The sequence below is a fragment of the Alphaproteobacteria bacterium LSUCC0396 genome, assembly GCA_041228345.1.
GTDB lineage: Bacteria > Pseudomonadota > Alphaproteobacteria > Puniceispirillales > Puniceispirillaceae > UBA3439.
Genome location: CP166131.1, coordinates 2,301,723 through 2,317,367, shown reverse-complemented (window position 1 = coordinate 2,317,367; position 15,645 = coordinate 2,301,723). Strand labels below are relative to the sequence as shown.

Below are 15,645 nucleotides of genomic sequence, written 5' to 3'. Positions count from 1 at the left end.
CAATTAGTTTTACTTTCTGATAAGCGGGGGTTGGATTTGGATAATACCCCTACCAAAAGGCAATGCCACATTAAAAAAAACAGTTTCGAAATGCGCAAGCTCATTAAAGGACGCAACATCACTTGGCAGTTCAGGTTTGGCGAATGGCGATTGAACCGATAACTGTGCAGCACCGCCAGCAATCGTCAACAGTCCCCAAATCAATTTTTGCGCATCGACGGGGGTAACCCCAAATTGCTGGCTCACGCGTCCAGACAGACGTTTGACCCGCCGTATCATCCCCTGCCTACCAATAATGTAGGCGGCGTGATCAAGATGAGGTTCCAAAAAGGTATTGGCAACACCAGCCAATTGCAGGAAAAGCGGGTCATCAGCATAGCAACGCGCAAAATCTCGGCAAAATCCATCAACGCAGGACTGTTCCGACTGAGAAACGACAAACCGGTCAATCCAGCGGTCGAACAATCGTCCATAAACCGCTATAATAAGTGACTCTCGGCTAGCGAAATAGAGATAGAGTGTTCCCTTGGCAAGACCGGCCGCAGTGGCAACTGCTTGCATCGTCATGGCGTCATAGCTTAATTGGCGCAGCAACATCTCAGCTGCCATCAAAATACTGTTTTCGCGTTCTGATTTCGCCATCTTTGATCGGGCACGTTGTTTGAATTGCATCCTGTTTAGCCTAAAGTTAACTGACTATCAGTCATTTTAACGCCAGTGATCTAAAAAACAAGATATACGAACAATAAGAATGCACATCAGTTAGCTCCAGAAAAGAGGCAGCGTAGCATCTGGTCAAGTTTCCGCGCATCCCCTGTGTTGAAAAAGGCGGGCTTGTCAGAGTCGATATCAAGCACTCCGAGCAATTCCCCACAGGCGTCAAAGCATGGAATAACCAATTCAGATTTAGTGCTCGCTGAACAGGCGATATGCCCGTCAAACCTTTCAACATCGTCGACAATCTGGATAGCCTTTTGTCGCACCGCCGCACCGCATACACCACGATCAAACGGGATAACAAGGCAACCATGACCACCTTGGTAGGGGCCAATTTTCATCAGACCTGGCGATACTACTCGATAAAAGCCGACCCAATCGAACCCATCAACCCCGTGATATAATTCCGCCGAGACGGTTGCCATAATCGCAATCTTGTCATCTTCTCCGTCACAAAGCGCACAAATGCGCGCAATCAAATCAGGCTTTATGGTCAAGGACACTTGATCCATAGCGTCTTACCCCCTCAGGCTGTTTTACCTTTTTTGCCCAGCTTATTCCCTCAGAATAAAAATATATCGACCTGAAAAACAAACCGTAAAGGGCGCAGTTTTGACAAAAATAACGTCCACCAGACCAACGATAATTAGTAAGTTAGGCAGAGCAAGTTTCCTATGCCTAGCATGCATTCATCCCAGAGGAAATCTGTCGGTGGCTATCTCTCTGATTCAATAAATTCAATTATTTAAATTCTCTACATATCAAAACAACACCGCCACGATCTCGGCGTCTCCATGAGTTAGCGTTCAGAAAATTGAAAATTGGGTAAACATTTATGCTGGTGGGTCGTTCCACCACATGAGTAATTCGACAATCAATTGGTTCACGGTCGTGCACAAAAAACTTTTCACAATCACTGCAATCACAATCATCGGCTACATGACAGCAGGCTGCCAGCTTCTGATTGATAATCGTAAGAACGGCAAGGCCTCGGTCGTGGTTGTGCCAACCGATGAATGGGATGCACTGAGATCAGAGCAAGTAAAGGCAGATGTCGCGCACGATCTTGCTAACGCACTTATTGATGAATTTAATAACAAACACTTTATGGCGGTTAAAAATAACGCAAATGATCAAGCGGTAGAAGTAAACAAAAACGCTGCTAAACCAATAGACGGAACACAAAATATTCAATTCAGCAACCGCACAAACAGTCAGTTGGCCGGCTGCAGCACCATTGGGATTATAGAAGTTAAGCACACCGGAAAAATGGATGATGCGATCATCATTTTAAAAAATGAGGCCTACAGGTTAAACACGAATATTCTTGTTCCATTGACGATGAAACAGAGCGATCTAAACACATTCGCATCAGCAAATATTGAAATCGAAGCGCGGATGATGAAATGCCCGCTGAAACTTGCCCGAGGAAATTAAGCTATGGCAGAGATTATCCAATTCAATCAGTATCTGGGTAAAACAGTGAATACCAGTGATGATGTCATGAGCTTATCTAAGACAGACATCCACAAAGTCGAGAAAATCCGGGATTCAATTGAGACTGCGTTGGAAACTTTCGCCATCTCAGAGAATATGCCGTTAACAGTTGCGATGGCCGCCGGGCGCTATGCTGCAATGCGAATGTTTCAGCTTCAGGGCCGAGCGGAGACCATGGCTTTTATGAATGAATGCATTGTTACCGCTGAACTGTGTGATGATATTTCGAAACAGCTCGATGAGGATGCGTAGACAAAACGCGCCCTACGCTTGATGACAAAAAATATAAGTTGCTAGAGCTCCAAGACCGCAGGCATTTTATCGTACGAGCAGGTTTGAAAGTACGATTTAGAGCAGGTCTTGAGAAAAGTTATCAGTAATCAGAGTTCACGATTAACTCGGCTTATCGATCCAATCACTTCAGCACCAAGATCAATTGACAACGCGTCGGCCTGAACCTCACCCTCAACCTTACCAGTTGCTCTAACCGTCAGACTTTCACAAATTATTTCACCACTAAATTTACCGTTAATCTTGACACTACTGGCCTTAATCTTACCGGTTACACTTCCCTGCTCGCTTATGGTTAGCTCGTTCGCGGCTATATCCCCTTTAAAACTACCATCTATCACAACTGGAAACTCACCACCATCGAGCGAGCCCTCCATCACCAATCCGAAAAGAATATAAGTCGCATGCTCGCTAGGGGTGGGCGTTTGCTCCTTAGGTCTGATCAACATGCGTCAGGCACCCTTCTTTCGAGATGAGTTCTTGTTGTCAAGCTTGGACCCAGACCCGATGCCAGGGAGGGATTTATCTGGTCCGGTTTCCTGATTTTCATCCGTAACATCGGCCTGCGTGTCCCAATTGTGCAATACATGGCAATTCAACGCTGCTCCACGATCCATTTGCAATGTTTTGTATTGCAACTTTCCTGAAATACGAGCAGTTGAGGTTGCCCAGACACTGCCAGCTTCCATTTGGCCATCATAATCTCCAGAAATAACAGCTAATTCAGCTCGTATAGCACCACGGAACTGACCGGTTTCACTTATGGTGATTTTTTTAGTGCTCAAATCAGCACTTACCTTCCCGTGAACATCAATAACACCAGCATTGATAATCTTGCCAATAAATGACGCACTAGCGCTAATAATTGTCTTGCTACCCAGCTTATCCAACTGTTTTTGCCTCTTTATTTGAAGTTACGCCAAATTATGCGCCGTTATATCGCCATTAACAACCGCGGGTTATGTGACATAAAAAATCTCAGCTTTGATATTTCCCTCAATCTGGCTAGTCATCAGTAGCGGGCAATATTCGGTCATCAATCCGTTGACTCGCACAAACAGACTATTTGGCGACATAATCGATATTATTTGGTTGATAGAATTGGATATTTGCAAACTTTCTATACCTTTGATTCTCGAAAAAGTCTGAAACCATATTTTTTTAGTAAAGTCTTTTGTATCATCAAAAAGGAAATTTACGTTAAGATCTAGTTTCGGGTGTTTTCAACATCAAACGATGGCATGTCGTTTGCTTATTGAGAAGCCAACAATACTTAATAAAACGACGATTTAATAAAATATTTAATGCAATCATAAAAAAAACCATGGCTGATGACGTTGTTGATCTTCGCAAAAGAATAGAAGAAATGCGAAACGAAGTTTCTGCAGCGATTGTCGCTAATCGCGGGGTTGGAAATGCACCCCAGAGCGCTGGCCACAATAGCGATACTTCGCTTGCAACGGACATCATAGAACCAGTAACCGAGGCCAGCGCCAGCCAGTACAGACCTGAAGTCTTGGGAACAGCTTTGCCGAAGCCAATTTCCGGCTCTTTATCAGACACACACAATAGTCTTGAAAACAACTTGAACATGCCAGCTTTCCAATTGAATATTCGTAATCAAACAACTAACAAACTGCTTTTGGTGGTGATTGGCATTCAGTTGATTACCAACATCTTGCTGATATTAATGGCTTGGCTAAAACTGGGATAAGAGTGGCATGACAAGTAAGGGCAGGACTGCGATCGGATCAGGTGAGATAAAAATTGCAAACATCATTGGTCTAACACGCCTTTATGATAATTTTAGCCCTGAGCTGAAACATGTTAATCAGACAGATATAGGACCAATTATTACTGATAAAGAATCGGTTTTGCATGAAAACAGGCCCTTGGTTTCTACCTGCGATCGACCTGTCGGGGTTAAGTCAAAGCCATCATTCGTGCTCACAGGTGTTCTTGTCTGCATGGCTGGCATTGCCACAATTTTCTATTCAAACCTGATCGGGAGCTATAGCTTCACTAAGGTTGGGCGAGAAGAAACCATCAAAACCACGGAAGCAAGCATTAACTCAACTGACGCCCCAGCCACCAGCAAACTAAAAACCACCTCAAAACCCAAGTTTGCTATCATACCTCAGCCAGTTATCGCTCAAGACAAAACGCCTCAAGCTGATGTCAAACAGTGGAGCGATTACCGATCTGTGGAACTAGATGGAATGTACCTAACTGGAATTGAGGGAAAAATAGCGCAGCCAGCGCGACCTATTGTCGGCCGGATCATGGCCAAGCCTGTTCTACTTACTCCTCAAACCCCGCAAATCAATACGGTCCCAAAGAACCAAAAAATTACATCCTCTTCGTCGCAATCGGTATCTGACAACATGCCAATGATTATTCAAGGCGGCAAACGGATTACCGTTGAGAGCGAGGCAGCGATTGGCATGATGGCTGATATAAAAGCGCTGCCCACTCCTGAAGTCCCTCTCCAAAATATGAATGAGGCTGAGGAAAATGCAGAGGCAGTTGTGAATACCGCGCCCTACACAGAGCTGGCGTCAGCTTCTAACCTGTCACAATTGGTTAGCCCAGGAGAACCTGACGCGCCAACGATGATGAATGTTGCGCGCCCTTCGCCTATACTTGAAAACAGCTTATCTGCACGCGCACAGGAAATTGCGATAGCGCTTTTACCAAATTTCACAAGTAAGCCTAAAAAAACTGAGCCTGTGACAATTGAAAACAACGGCGCTTTGGACGATGGTAAAAGTGATGAGGCTATCCATGACCGCCACATGTCACGTGACTTTTCAGATGGTTTGACCCAGCCTTTGCCGCCTGCAGAAAAGGCCAATACAGTGACCGCAGTACCGCAATACCCTCAAGATGATGGACTGCAATCAGGATTTTTCGCCAACCAGCAAGGACCAGTAATACCACTTGTGACCGATGCGACCCGCACCAGAAAAATGCTGTTATCGCTAAAACAAGAGATTGATTACATCCGCGCGACTGTGACCGGCCTTGGCATTGCCACTGAGGCCCTGCCGGAACCACTCCCACTAGATGACAGTGCCAACGATCCAACTCTAAAGGATGTGATGATCAACCTTGCCGAACATCGGGGAGTATTGCGGAAAATACCATTCAAACCCCCAATGCTGTATTTCTACATTTCAAGTGATTACGGAAATCGTAAACATCCGAAGACTGGCAAGGTAACATTCCATCACGGTGTTGATTTGGCTGGCACATGGCAGGAAAATGTGCGCGCCGCCGCCCCGGGAACAGTAATCTATGCTGGCACTGAAGGCTCGTTCGGCAAGGTCGTGAGGATAGAGCATGATTTTGGCGTAATTACCACATATGCGCATCTCGCCCGCATCACTGTCAAACGCGGCGATTATATTGGCGAAAATCATATCATTGGCAAAATGGGCAATACTGGCAAATCAGCGGGCGCTCATCTACATTATGAAATTCGGATCAACAACAAATCAATCGATCCGGTTAAGTTTATGAATGTCGGACGGCAGATCAGCGTTGCAGGTGAGTTACGGCAAACTAGCCTTATTGAATAGCCGCCACCACAATCCTATTCCCATTCTTTAGATGCATCCCTTGCACCAAATGGCATGCGAAATGCATTACCATAGAAACAGCACGCACTGTCAAAAAATAGTGTTGGCAATACCTTTGAGGAGAACCGGAATGAGCCGCCAGACAAAACCAGTTTTTACTGCTGAGGCCGAGTTGGCCTTTGCCAAGAAAACACGCCATGACGCAAAAGACCTTGGCATCGAGTTCGTTCATTTCGATCAGGAAGACAAACCGGAAAGCCAGCATATCGTTCCGCTTGGTAAATTTATGAGTGACCAGCCACTAACCAGTGAAGAATATCTGATCACACGTTCGTTAGTTGCGGCGCACGCAACAAAATAGCCAGCACACTTCTTACAGGCGCCCCCTGTGACAAGATCGCCACCCAAAATCTGGCTAACGGTCAAGCACAGGGAGCGTCAAATAAAAGCGCTAATTAAATCTCTACCGAATATTTGCAAGACGTGCCTGCATCCTGCGTTGTGACGATGACGGAATATTCATCATTTCGCGGTATTTAGCGACTGTCCGGCGGGCAAGATCAATCCCCTCATCCGCGATCATTTTACAAATTGCTTCATCACTTAACGGCTTGCCCGGCGTCTCCTGCATAATCAATCGCTTTACCATATTACGAACCGCCGCTGCCGACGCATCACCTGACGGCGCACGCGATGCAATATTAACACTAAAGAACGATTTAAGAGGCATTCCTCCGCGCGGCGTTGCAATCAGTAAGCCGGTGGTAACACGGCTGACAGTGCTTTCATGCATACCGACCGCCTGCGCCACATCACGCAATGATAACGGCTTTAGATAATCCAGCCCCTTTTCCAAAAAATCAGTTTGCTGACGAATAATTTCAGCGCTGATTTTTAAGGTCGTTGAATTGCGCTGTTCAACCGCACGCTTTAGCCACCGGGCATTATTCAGGGCGGTTGCCGAATAGTTTTGCGCCTGCTCATCCATCTTTTTTGTTGCAACCAGATTGGCGTAATCCTCATTAATAACGATCGCTGGCAAGGTTGACCGGTTCAGCTCAACCGCCCAGCCGTCTGAGCGCCGCTTTACAATAACGTCTGGGCTTGGCATCTCAAGGTGGTCAATTCCTAAAAATTCGCCAGGCTTTGGGTTTAACGTTCGGATAATTGCCAGCATATCCATGACATCATCTGTCGTTCCTTTGATCAGCCTTGCAAGGCGTTTCACCTCACCGCGACCCAGCAGGTCCAAATTTTCTAACAAGGTTGAAAATGCATCGGTCATCGCGCCCTTCTCGATTAGTTGCAGACGCAAACAATCCTCAAGATTGCGCGCAAAAAGCCCGGTTGGCTCAAAGGTCTGCAAAATAGCCAAGACGTCCTCGGCCTCGTCAAGGTTGCAACCGCTGGCATCAGCCACATCTTGAACCAGCATCCCAATCCAGCCACTTGGCTCCAGCGCATTTACAAAATGACCGGCAATCAAGCGCTGCTTAGGATCGTCTATCGCAAGATTTAACTGGCGGAAAAGCCCTGGATAGAACCCTTCCTTTGACGATACATTGCTGATTGCGTCAAAGTCCCCCTCAAACGGCGCGTTTGAATTACCACTGCGTGGCGCGTCAACAATTGATTGGTCAAACCTGTTTTCAAAATCACTATGTTCGGTCGGGTCCTCTCGAAGTGCGGCACTTGCCTTCATCTCCGTGAGATCGGTATGGTCAACAGCCTCCAACGCAGTAGCTTTTTCAGAATCAGCAAGGGTATCAGATGGTGTTTGAGCAGAAATTTCATTATTACCAAGCTCCAAAAATGGGTTCTCGTCAACCTGCTCTTGCAGATGTTGACTGAGTTCCAAATTGGATAATTGCAGCAATTTGATTGCTTGCTGCAGCTGCGGTGTCATCACCAGCGACTGTTTTTGCTTTAGTTTTACTGACTGAGATAGTTGCATAATCCCGTCCTCCTAAAAAAAAACTTTGAGGTTACGGCACGCAATTTGCAAAATATCTATTTGACGAGAATATTCGTCAAGAATGCGACAAATATATATAATATTTTCAATGAATTAGGTTTTTGGCAAGTTTATTGCTTTTTCACCATGTCAGAATTCAGACAGGCAAAAACTAACTTAAAACGCAATTGATCATTCGAAAAACTACGCATATGATGATGTTTTATTCCCGCACGTTATAGAAAAGATCAGGTTTTTATGCTGTCAACGCGAACCGATGTGAAATCAGGCCCATGCCATCGCTGCCGGATCATTCGCTCATTTGTGATGTTTACATTCATGCTGGTCATCTTAGCATTGGTTGGCGGTAAGAAGCTGGAGGTCATAGATTTTCTGACCCCAACCTGGTTTGCAACTGCGATTATCGCCCTTGGCGTTTTTGGCTTTCTGGTCAAGCTGATCAGCTGGAAACTGTTTAACAAAATTATCTAACGATTGCGAACCAGCCGAACGAGAACTTCTTGGGTTGGGAAGAACCGTCCATATGTGTGACCGGTCATAAAATTAACTGTCCAGATATGACGTGGGGCAAATCCATTAATCTCGCCAGTCCAATAAGGCTCGGCCAGCGTGTCAGGAAAGCTATCAAGCTCGATTTTTACCGGCGCACATTCACTGCATACCAGCGTTTCCAGCTCGGCACGACTAGGCAATCGCCAGCCCGGACCCAGCTGCTCATTTGCAATGATGATAGCTTTGGCGGCATCTTCTTGTGTTAGCTGCAAGGCCTCTCCCTCGCAGTTGCTGCCGTTCCAAACCTGGCCAACAGAACAGCGCATCCATTCAACACCGTTTCGAAGATCAATCACAAGATGATCTCGAACCATGAAGTTGCCTGATTTCACGATCACTTGTTTCGCTGGATCTGTTAGGGCAGCGCTTGTAGGCATCAGATCCTGAGCCGCAACCGGACTAGCTTCAGCGACAATCAGCGCTAACCCAGCCATGAAAAACCGGCGCGTCATCGCTGGGAAAAACGCAAAAAACCGCATCTGCCGCATTCTGATCTCCCTAGGTCAAAAATTAATGCATGTCTCTAATTATAGCCAAGAATAAGCATATCTTGCGCCAAATCAGATTTAAATATATCCAGATTCTAATATTTTTTGTTTTTCCTGTAAAAATCATGCCGCATAGTTGCATTGGTATCGTTTTTGCTTAGTTGAACGGTCAGATTTAAGAGCAAAGTCAGGAAAAGAGCGGTTTTACAATGGATATAGCTTCTATTATCGGACTCATTGGCGCTGTTGGCATGATTTTGGGTGCCATGATATCAGGTGGCGGCATTGGTCCTTTCATCGACGTCCCCTCTATCCTTATCGTATTTGGTGGCACCTTTTTTGCCGTGATGTACACCGCTCCGTTGCCAACATTTCTTGGCAGTTTTGCTGTGATGGCCAAAGCATTTCTGCCTCCTATTAAAAAAATGGACCAACTTGTCGAAAGAATGTCCGAGCTCGCAGCGATTGCTCGCAAAGATGGCATGATGGCTCTTGAGGGCCAAGATGTGCCGGATAAATTCTTTCAAAAAGGACTGCAGATGCTTGTTGATGGCGCCGATGAAGGCAAATTGGTTACGCAGCTTAATCAGGAGATCAAGGCGATGAAAAGCCGGCATGAGGCAAATCAGGGCGTCGTTAAGGGCTGGATTGATATTGCGCCGGCAATGGGCATGATTGGTACTCTGATTGGTCTGGTGCTTATGCTTGGCAACATGGCCGACCCAAAAGCGATTGGCCCGGCGATGGCGGTGGCTTTGTTGACCACGCTTTATGGGGCGTTCATTGCCAATGTGTTGTTTATGCCAATGCTAGTAAAATTAGAGGGCTATACAGCTTATGAACTGATTTATCGTGATCTTGTCGTAATCGGTTTGCGTAACATTGCCCGCGGCGAGTCACCACGCAACATTCAAGATCAGATGGTCGCCAATCTTCCACCTAAGATGCAAGCCAAGCTCGAGGCCGCCTAACGGTAGAAGCCAGCAGCAACTCGCATGATTATTTCCGCACAAGGGTAGAACAATGGCTGAGCAAGACGAAAACGAAGTCATCGAAGAACAGGAAGAGGAATGTCCTAAATGCCCGCCAGTTGGCGCGCCAGCATGGATGGCTACCTTTGCCGATATGGCGACCCTGTTGATGGCCTTTTTCGTTCTGATCTTGTCATTTGCCGAATTTAATGTACCAAAATTCAAGCAGATTTCAGGTTCATTGAAAAACGCCTTTGGTGTGCAGAAGATTGTTCCGATTGTAGAACAGCCGAAAGGCACAACTGTTCTCTCACTGAATTTCAGCCCCTCACCGGCAAAATCTGTCACCGATGAGATGACCCAGCAAACAACTGAAACGACCAAGCCTGAGCTTGAGTCCCAGACCAAAACCAAAGACAGCGACGGTAATGGAGAAAAGCAAAGCGATGCCGATGACCTGGTAAAGGCACTGCAAGAGGCCGTTTCGCGTGGGGATATTACGGTCGAAACGCTTGGCGAGAATGTTGTGGTGAATTTCACGCCAACCGAGGCTGAACAAAAAGATCTGCCACAACTATTGCAAGAAACCCTGAACGCTATCGAAAAGGCCAAATCTGCAACTGGCAAGTCAGAGCAGGATGTGCTGTTTGGCGGCATCGAGGGTCAATTGGCCCAACTTGCAGCCGCCGCTAGCGCCGCAGCCAAAAGCACCAAAGAAGCGGCTGAGGCCAAAGCTGAGTCCAACAAAAAAGCACAAATTGCCGAGGATGAATTAAAAGTCGCCCTGCGGCAGGAGATTGGTCAGGGGCTTGTCGATGTCCAGCGTGAAGACGATAAGGTGATCATCACCGTTGGCGCTGGCGGTGCTTTTGCGTCTGGATCGGCCAACCTCACACCTGAAGCGATCGAGATTATGAACCGCATCGCGGAGGTAAATGCCACCGGTAATAGCGAGATTAAAGTTTCGGGCCATACGGACGATGTTCCACTGATTTTTGGATCAAACTATCGCGACAACTGGGATCTTGCGGCTGCACGCTCAGCCAGTGTTGTCCAGGCATTTGCCGCTAACGGTACAATTTCAGAAGAGCGGCTCGAGGCCATCAGTTACGGCGAGTCACGTCCGGTCGAGCCTAACGACACCGCAGAAGGCCGCGCGAAAAACCGTCGTATTGAGATCGAAATTAACTACTAATCCCTTACCTGACTGCGTTTCTAAAACCCAAATGTTTAGAAGTTTATAATGGCTCGCTATCTTGAGCCATCAGCAATGCGGGAGGGTATCATTGGTACATGGCACGCCTAATCAAAATAGCCGCAGCCGTGTGTTTTTGATGAAATGATAACTAAACTCTTGACAGACCTAATCCAGCTGGGGCTGGTACCCTTTACTCGGCAGCAGCATGCCCACTTCGTGACAAAAAGAGATACGACTCAAAAAGAAGCGACATAAAACGGACACGACTTTAAAACAAATTATATCAGCTTCGTGCACGTATATTCGTTATATAGTTGACTTTTTACAGCCTGGTAAAAACTTCATACTGGCTTGGCGGCATTTTGTTTCTTTTGTCGAGGTTGCTGCTCATTTTTAGCCACGGCGGGCGGCCCAACATGACTAAAGTCAAAATAGCAGTAAGGATCTAGCTGGCGGCAAACCAGTTGTGCCTCAGCGGCGGATCTAGCTGCGCATACATGCCAAAAATAATGTTCCGTGAACAGGCTATAGTTTCTTATCAGACGGAATTGAATGCGGTGAAAATAGATCGCCATTAGAATTGCTGTTGCAACAAAGACGCCCCAATGCACGACTGCAGAGGTCGCATAGGCGGCAATAACTGCCGCCATCGGTTCCCACGCGCGATGTTGTAATAGCCAAATTGGCGGCGCTAAAGTGGCGATCGCAGAATAAGCGGTATCATAAAGCACCACATGGCGGCGAATGTCGCGCAACGCCTCATAATTCCGATAATGATCCTTTGGGCCGATATGATGTTTGGTCAACAATGTTTGCGCGGCAACTGACGCCTCAGCATTAGCATATTCCAACTCAGCGCCAAGCCTGCCTTCGATCAGAACATCATAAATGACGTCACCACGACAAATCGTCAGCAGTAAGGGCTCCGCATCTTCTTTAGCTTGCTCGCAAAGTCCGCGGAAAGCGTCAATGTCGAGTTCATTTAGTTCGCCATCAATGGCAACAATGATATCACCCTCGCGAAGCCGAAGATCGCGCCCGTGCGCGATCCTAGGTAACGACTTGATCATCACAAAAAGCGTCTTTACTGCAGTTTGAGCGGTGGCCCCGTCAGAATCTTTCTCATCTGCATTTGCGTGGTCTTGATCAAATTCAGCCACCGTGGTCTCCGTTACTTAGCCGCTCCCTTCACAGAACCGCTGGCGTTGCGTCAACATCTTATGGAAATGTAATGCGATTTTGCTGCGTCTCAAGAAGTTTACGAATTTCTTTTGTTTGCAGTTTCAATGCTTCAAGCTCTTTTTTAGTTTTTGCTTGAGTAGCCGCCACATTCTGTAGTGCCGTGTTACTCGCAATCTTTTTGTCGATCGCTTCGATTGACTTCATCACAGACGATTCAAGGCTAGTCAAATTTACCTTAAAGCCGCTAGCAACAAGTTTGTTCTGGGCTTCCATTGCCGTTTTAAGGTCATCGCCAACTGTCATAGTCGCGCCATTCATCTCGTCGCCAGTTTTTTGCAATTGTGCAACGATGCTGGCGTTACCATCCGCTATAACTTTCTTTAATTCAGCGATTTGCGAAGTTGACTCGCGATTTAATTTAAGCAACTCCTCCTGTTTGGTCAGTGACACCTGTAGTTCAGCCAGAACGGTATTTAATTTTTCAATATTCTCAGAAAACACAATCAAACCTTGACGGTTGGTTGAAGTCATTAATGTTAGTTCAGAAATAGACTTAAAATACAAGGTCGCCGAAAAGGCTAGCGCTATAACTGCTGCTGAGATAGCGCTGACAAAGGTTATGGTGGTGTAACGGTGAATCTGTGACACTTTACTTTCCAACTTTTTGTGTTCGCGTTTAACTTGACTATACTCTGATGTCACATCAGTTGCCGCATCTGCGGCGTCCAATGCAAGTTTGATACTTTCCTGGACTGAATTAAGTTCGCCTGCCATCAGATTTTCCTCTGGTTTTCTGCTACACGGCCGTTTTTGGCGACCGGACGTTCTGTCCGATATGCACATTGCATGCCAGTTGTTTCGATTACCACCTGCGATGGCAAGCTTTTGGTCTTAAAGCCAAACTTAGCACAGCCGTACGGGCGATGCCTGTCATAGGTCACGAAATAATGCGCACAGCCATGACAACGAACCAAATAATCACGCTCTTTAGCCATTAGTTTTTGCGCCACATCGCGACAAAGTTTGCAATAACAAACCGCAACCCGCCAAGCGCGCAACACGCCGCTGCCAGCAAACCTATCGTACCGCGCATTGCCTCGCCCGCCTCAAAAAGGCCTAGACTATAAATCAACAGATAGGCGGCGACGCCAGAAAACGTAACGGTACTTATCATTTCACCGATTGATCGGTTTTTACGCATCATATCCTCCTGCCCGATTGACCAGCGGCTTACCAAATTCATCAAAGCGCATATCGTCAGGCAACTCAATCTCCGGACGCTCAAGGTCTTCACCCCGGTCAATGCGGTAGATATAGGCCAAGATTACCGCCACAGCCTGATAAAGCATCTCAGGTATTTCTTTTCCAATCTCGCCACTAAAGTATAACGCACGCGCCAGTAACGCACTGCGAAAAATTGTGATATTGGCATCTTTACCGCGATCGATAATCATCTCAGCAATCTTCCCTCGCCCCATAGCCAGAATTTTTGGAGCTTCAATGCTACCAACTTCATATTTCAGTGCCACGGCAAAATGGGTCGGGTTTGTTATGATGGCAGTAGCCGAAGAAACATCATCCAAGGCAGCTTGCTGGCGTGCAGCATTAGCAGAGTTCTCCATCTGCATACGTCGGATTTTCGCTTTCACTTCAGGCGAGCCTTCAGTCTGTTTATATTCATCTTTTTGATCCTGCTTGGACATTTTCAACGACTTGATATGGGTATGGCGTTGCCAGAGAAAATCAAGAAGTGCGATCACTGCCAGCATTAATAAAAGCCCGCCGAGCACTGCTGGAAACATAGTTCCTGCGGATGCCACTGCTTCCCCAAGTGATCGATAGGGTAACTTCAGAATCTTTGGAGCCTGCATATAAAGAATGCCAATCGCGATGCTAAAAAGCAGAACAACCTTTAGTGACGCCTTGCCGAGCTCGACCAGTGCCTTTATCGACACCATCCGTTGCAAGCCTTTTAAGATATTTATACGGTTACCCTTAAACGCCATTGCCTTGGGTGCGAAATTCAAATTACCGGCAACAGCTGCTTGTGTTAGGATTACCACAGCCATCAATGGAACACCGATAACAACGCCGGTGATAAGGATCATTTTGATCCCCTCAGTAATGCGCTGGCTGATTAGGGCATCCAAATCAGCTCCACGCTCAAGTCTTAGCAATGCTCCCCACTTGCCAAGCACCGGCTCAATAATGCCCGGTACCGCTAGCATCATTAGCAAAGCACCAAAGAGGCCAGTAAAGACAAACATATCCTTCGAGGTAAGAACCCGCCCCTCCTCTGCGGCTTTCTCGAGCTTTCGTTGGGAGGGGTCCTCAGTCTTTTCTTGGCTGTCATCACCTTCTTCAGCCATTGATTATCGCCCCCAGAATAAATTGAACATTTTCGATTGCCGAACGGGAAAGATCATCCATCGCGTCACCCAATACATCAACCCAAAGATAGAGCAGTACAAAAATGCCCAGCATGCTGATTGGGAAACCAAATGAAAACAGATTAAGCTGCGGGGCTGATCGAGTAATAACACCGATCGCCAGATTGATTGCGAGCAAAAAGGCAGTCAACGGCAGCATGATAATCGTTGCAGCAAAAAACATTGAACCAGCCGCCGCAATCCCGCCTTGGACCAAAACTGGAAAAGCAGGCATCGCGCCAACCGGTAAATATTCATACGAGTCAGCAACCGCCCTTAACACCAGCAGGTGCCCGTTCCATGACAAAAAAATTACCGTAAGGAACAATGAGAATGTTTTGCTGACTACGGGCGTTTGTCCACCCGAGTCGGGATCAATCTGGGCTGCAAATCCAAGACCAGCCGAACTAGCAATTTTTTCACCAGCAAGGAGCGCAGCTGAAAACCAGATGGTCAGAATCAGACCAGATGCAATGCCGATGGCCAGTTCGGTTAAGACCACCCGAATGCCTGTAAGTGCGTTAAAGCTTTGCCAGTCCGGAACCACAACATTATTAACCACAGCAACCCCAAGAAGCACTGCCATAATAATCCGGACTTGCAAGGGAACCGAACTACCTCCAAAAAAGGGCGAAGCGATCAAAAAGGCACCAATGCGTAAACTTGCCAGAAATAATCCAGCAAGAAGCTCCATCAAAAATTGCAAGCTAAGACCTGGCAGCGGGCCTACACCACCCAAATTTGACAATGCCAGCTCACTCATT

General features: G+C 46.7%; 19 protein-coding genes. 8 read left to right on the top strand and 11 right to left on the bottom strand.

What is annotated here, in order from left to right; translation table 11 throughout:
- Positions 1-9: 9 nt before the first annotated feature.
- Together AB8881_11005 and AB8881_11000 are read right to left on the bottom strand one after the other, a co-directional pair.
- Complete coding sequence (locus tag AB8881_11005) at positions 10-672, bottom strand: TetR/AcrR family transcriptional regulator (GenBank protein XDZ63064.1); 663 nt, start codon at positions 670-672, stop codon at positions 10-12.
- An 86-nt stretch (positions 673-758) separates the two neighbouring features.
- Positions 759-1,229 (bottom strand): GAF domain-containing protein, encoded by a 471-nt coding sequence (locus AB8881_11000; protein XDZ63063.1) that lies wholly within the window; start codon positions 1,227-1,229, stop codon positions 759-761.
- Between the two features lie 346 nt (positions 1,230-1,575).
- Here AB8881_11000 and AB8881_10995 point away from each other — a divergent pair, with 346 nt between their 5' ends.
- The gene (locus tag AB8881_10995) at positions 1,576-2,154 is read left to right on the top strand and encodes a hypothetical protein (GenBank protein XDZ63062.1); all 579 of its coding nucleotides are present in this window, start codon (positions 1,576-1,578) and stop codon (positions 2,152-2,154) included.
- Between the two features lie 3 nt (positions 2,155-2,157).
- Positions 2,158-2,466, top strand: a complete 309-nt coding sequence (locus AB8881_10990; GenBank protein ID XDZ63061.1) for a hypothetical protein — start codon at positions 2,158-2,160, stop codon at positions 2,464-2,466.
- Positions 2,467-2,594: 128 nt separating this feature from the next.
- On the opposite strand, the gene AB8881_10985 is transcribed toward AB8881_10990, so the two are convergent.
- Together AB8881_10985 and AB8881_10980 are read right to left on the bottom strand one after the other, a co-directional pair.
- Positions 2,595-2,954, bottom strand: coding sequence for a polymer-forming cytoskeletal protein (locus AB8881_10985; protein ID XDZ63060.1), 360 nt, complete (start codon positions 2,952-2,954; stop codon positions 2,595-2,597).
- 3 nt (positions 2,955-2,957) lie between these two features.
- Positions 2,958-3,395, bottom strand: a complete 438-nt coding sequence (locus tag AB8881_10980) for a polymer-forming cytoskeletal protein (protein XDZ63059.1) — start codon at positions 3,393-3,395, stop codon at positions 2,958-2,960.
- Positions 3,396-3,829: 434 nt separating this feature from the next.
- On the opposite strand from AB8881_10980, the gene AB8881_10975 reads away from it, so the two are divergent.
- The 3 genes from AB8881_10975 (at position 3,830) to AB8881_10965 (ending at position 6,447) form a co-directional block, all read left to right on the top strand.
- On the top strand, positions 3,830-4,219 hold the full coding sequence (locus AB8881_10975; protein XDZ63058.1) for a hypothetical protein: 390 nt from the start codon (positions 3,830-3,832) through the stop codon (positions 4,217-4,219).
- A gap of 670 nt (positions 4,220-4,889) precedes the next feature.
- Positions 4,890-6,086 (top strand): M23 family metallopeptidase, encoded by a 1,197-nt coding sequence (locus AB8881_10970; protein XDZ63057.1) that lies wholly within the window; start codon positions 4,890-4,892, stop codon positions 6,084-6,086.
- A gap of 130 nt (positions 6,087-6,216) precedes the next feature.
- Complete coding sequence (locus AB8881_10965; GenBank protein XDZ63056.1) at positions 6,217-6,447, top strand: hypothetical protein; 231 nt, start codon at positions 6,217-6,219, stop codon at positions 6,445-6,447.
- 102 nt (positions 6,448-6,549) lie between these two features.
- Here AB8881_10965 and rpoN read toward each other — a convergent pair whose 3' ends face one another.
- Positions 6,550-8,040, bottom strand: a complete 1,491-nt coding sequence (gene rpoN / locus AB8881_10960) for an RNA polymerase factor sigma-54 (protein ID XDZ63055.1) — start codon at positions 8,038-8,040, stop codon at positions 6,550-6,552.
- 258 nt (positions 8,041-8,298) lie between these two features.
- Between rpoN and AB8881_10955 the strand changes: the two genes are divergently transcribed.
- Positions 8,299-8,532, top strand: a complete 234-nt coding sequence (locus AB8881_10955) for a hypothetical protein (protein XDZ63054.1) — start codon at positions 8,299-8,301, stop codon at positions 8,530-8,532.
- On the opposite strand, the gene AB8881_10950 is transcribed toward AB8881_10955, so the two are convergent.
- Positions 8,529-9,101: a DUF1566 domain-containing protein gene (locus tag AB8881_10950; GenBank protein XDZ63053.1), complete on the bottom strand. Its 573-nt coding sequence runs from the start codon at positions 9,099-9,101 to the stop codon at positions 8,529-8,531. The genes AB8881_10955 and AB8881_10950 overlap by 4 nt on opposite strands.
- 209 nt (positions 9,102-9,310) lie before the next feature.
- Here AB8881_10950 and AB8881_10945 point away from each other — a divergent pair, with 209 nt between their 5' ends.
- Positions 9,311-10,072 carry a motility protein A gene (locus AB8881_10945; protein XDZ63052.1) on the top strand — a complete coding sequence of 254 codons (762 nt, stop codon included), beginning with the start codon at positions 9,311-9,313 and terminating at the stop codon, positions 10,070-10,072.
- 52 nt (positions 10,073-10,124) lie between these two features.
- Entirely contained in the window at positions 10,125-11,267 is a 1,143-nt protein-coding gene (locus AB8881_10940; GenBank protein ID XDZ63051.1) for a flagellar motor protein MotB, read from the top strand.
- Between the two features lie 344 nt (positions 11,268-11,611).
- Here the strand turns inward: AB8881_10940 and AB8881_10935 are convergent, their stop codons facing one another.
- The 5 genes from AB8881_10935 to fliR form a co-directional block, all read right to left on the bottom strand.
- Positions 11,612-12,430, bottom strand: a complete 819-nt coding sequence (locus AB8881_10935) for a hypothetical protein (protein XDZ63050.1) — start codon at positions 12,428-12,430, stop codon at positions 11,612-11,614.
- Between the two features lie 58 nt (positions 12,431-12,488).
- On the bottom strand, positions 12,489-13,226 hold the full coding sequence (locus AB8881_10930) for a hypothetical protein (protein ID XDZ63049.1): 738 nt from the start codon (positions 13,224-13,226) through the stop codon (positions 12,489-12,491).
- Positions 13,227-13,446: 220 nt separating this feature from the next.
- Positions 13,447-13,656 (bottom strand): hypothetical protein, encoded by a 210-nt coding sequence (locus AB8881_10925; protein ID XDZ63048.1) that lies wholly within the window; start codon positions 13,654-13,656, stop codon positions 13,447-13,449.
- The gene (locus tag AB8881_10920; protein ID XDZ63047.1) at positions 13,646-14,821 is read right to left on the bottom strand and encodes a flagellar biosynthesis protein FlhB; all 1,176 of its coding nucleotides are present in this window, start codon (positions 14,819-14,821) and stop codon (positions 13,646-13,648) included. The genes AB8881_10925 and AB8881_10920 overlap by 11 nt, the downstream gene beginning before the upstream one ends.
- Positions 14,814-15,644: a flagellar biosynthetic protein FliR gene (gene fliR / locus AB8881_10915; protein XDZ63046.1), complete on the bottom strand. Its 831-nt coding sequence runs from the start codon at positions 15,642-15,644 to the stop codon at positions 14,814-14,816. Before fliR ends, AB8881_10920 begins: the two co-directional genes overlap by 8 nt.
- Between the last annotated feature and the right edge of the window lies 1 nt (position 15,645).

Excerpts from the sequence above, each read along its gene's own strand:
- AB8881_10985 (XDZ63060.1), bottom strand. The coding sequence starts at position 2,954 with ATGTTGATCAGACCTAAGGAGCAAACGCCCACCCCTAGCGAGCATGCG.
- fliR (XDZ63046.1), bottom strand. The coding sequence starts at position 15,644 with ATGAGTGAGCTGGCATTGTCAAATTTGGGTGGTGTAGGCCCGCTGCCA.
- AB8881_10955 (XDZ63054.1), top strand. The coding sequence starts at position 8,299 with ATGCTGTCAACGCGAACCGATGTGAAATCAGGCCCATGCCATCGCTGC.
- AB8881_10990 (XDZ63061.1), top strand. The coding sequence starts at position 2,158 with ATGGCAGAGATTATCCAATTCAATCAGTATCTGGGTAAAACAGTGAAT.
- rpoN (XDZ63055.1), bottom strand. The coding sequence starts at position 8,040 with ATGCAACTATCTCAGTCAGTAAAACTAAAGCAAAAACAGTCGCTGGTG.
- AB8881_11005 (XDZ63064.1), bottom strand. The coding sequence starts at position 672 with ATGCAATTCAAACAACGTGCCCGATCAAAGATGGCGAAATCAGAACGC.
- AB8881_10950 (XDZ63053.1), bottom strand. The coding sequence starts at position 9,101 with ATGCGGCAGATGCGGTTTTTTGCGTTTTTCCCAGCGATGACGCGCCGG.
- AB8881_10925 (XDZ63048.1), bottom strand. The coding sequence starts at position 13,656 with ATGATGCGTAAAAACCGATCAATCGGTGAAATGATAAGTACCGTTACG.
- AB8881_10945 (XDZ63052.1), top strand. The coding sequence starts at position 9,311 with ATGGATATAGCTTCTATTATCGGACTCATTGGCGCTGTTGGCATGATT.
- AB8881_11000 (XDZ63063.1), bottom strand. The coding sequence starts at position 1,229 with ATGGATCAAGTGTCCTTGACCATAAAGCCTGATTTGATTGCGCGCATT.
- AB8881_10975 (XDZ63058.1), top strand. The coding sequence starts at position 3,830 with ATGGCTGATGACGTTGTTGATCTTCGCAAAAGAATAGAAGAAATGCGA.
- AB8881_10970 (XDZ63057.1), top strand. The coding sequence starts at position 4,890 with ATGCCAATGATTATTCAAGGCGGCAAACGGATTACCGTTGAGAGCGAG.
- AB8881_10930 (XDZ63049.1), bottom strand. The coding sequence starts at position 13,226 with ATGGCAGGCGAACTTAATTCAGTCCAGGAAAGTATCAAACTTGCATTG.
- AB8881_10995 (XDZ63062.1), top strand. The coding sequence starts at position 1,576 with ATGAGTAATTCGACAATCAATTGGTTCACGGTCGTGCACAAAAAACTT.
- AB8881_10965 (XDZ63056.1), top strand. The coding sequence starts at position 6,217 with ATGAGCCGCCAGACAAAACCAGTTTTTACTGCTGAGGCCGAGTTGGCC.
- AB8881_10920 (XDZ63047.1), bottom strand. The coding sequence starts at position 14,821 with ATGGCTGAAGAAGGTGATGACAGCCAAGAAAAGACTGAGGACCCCTCC.
- AB8881_10940 (XDZ63051.1), top strand. The coding sequence starts at position 10,125 with ATGGCTGAGCAAGACGAAAACGAAGTCATCGAAGAACAGGAAGAGGAA.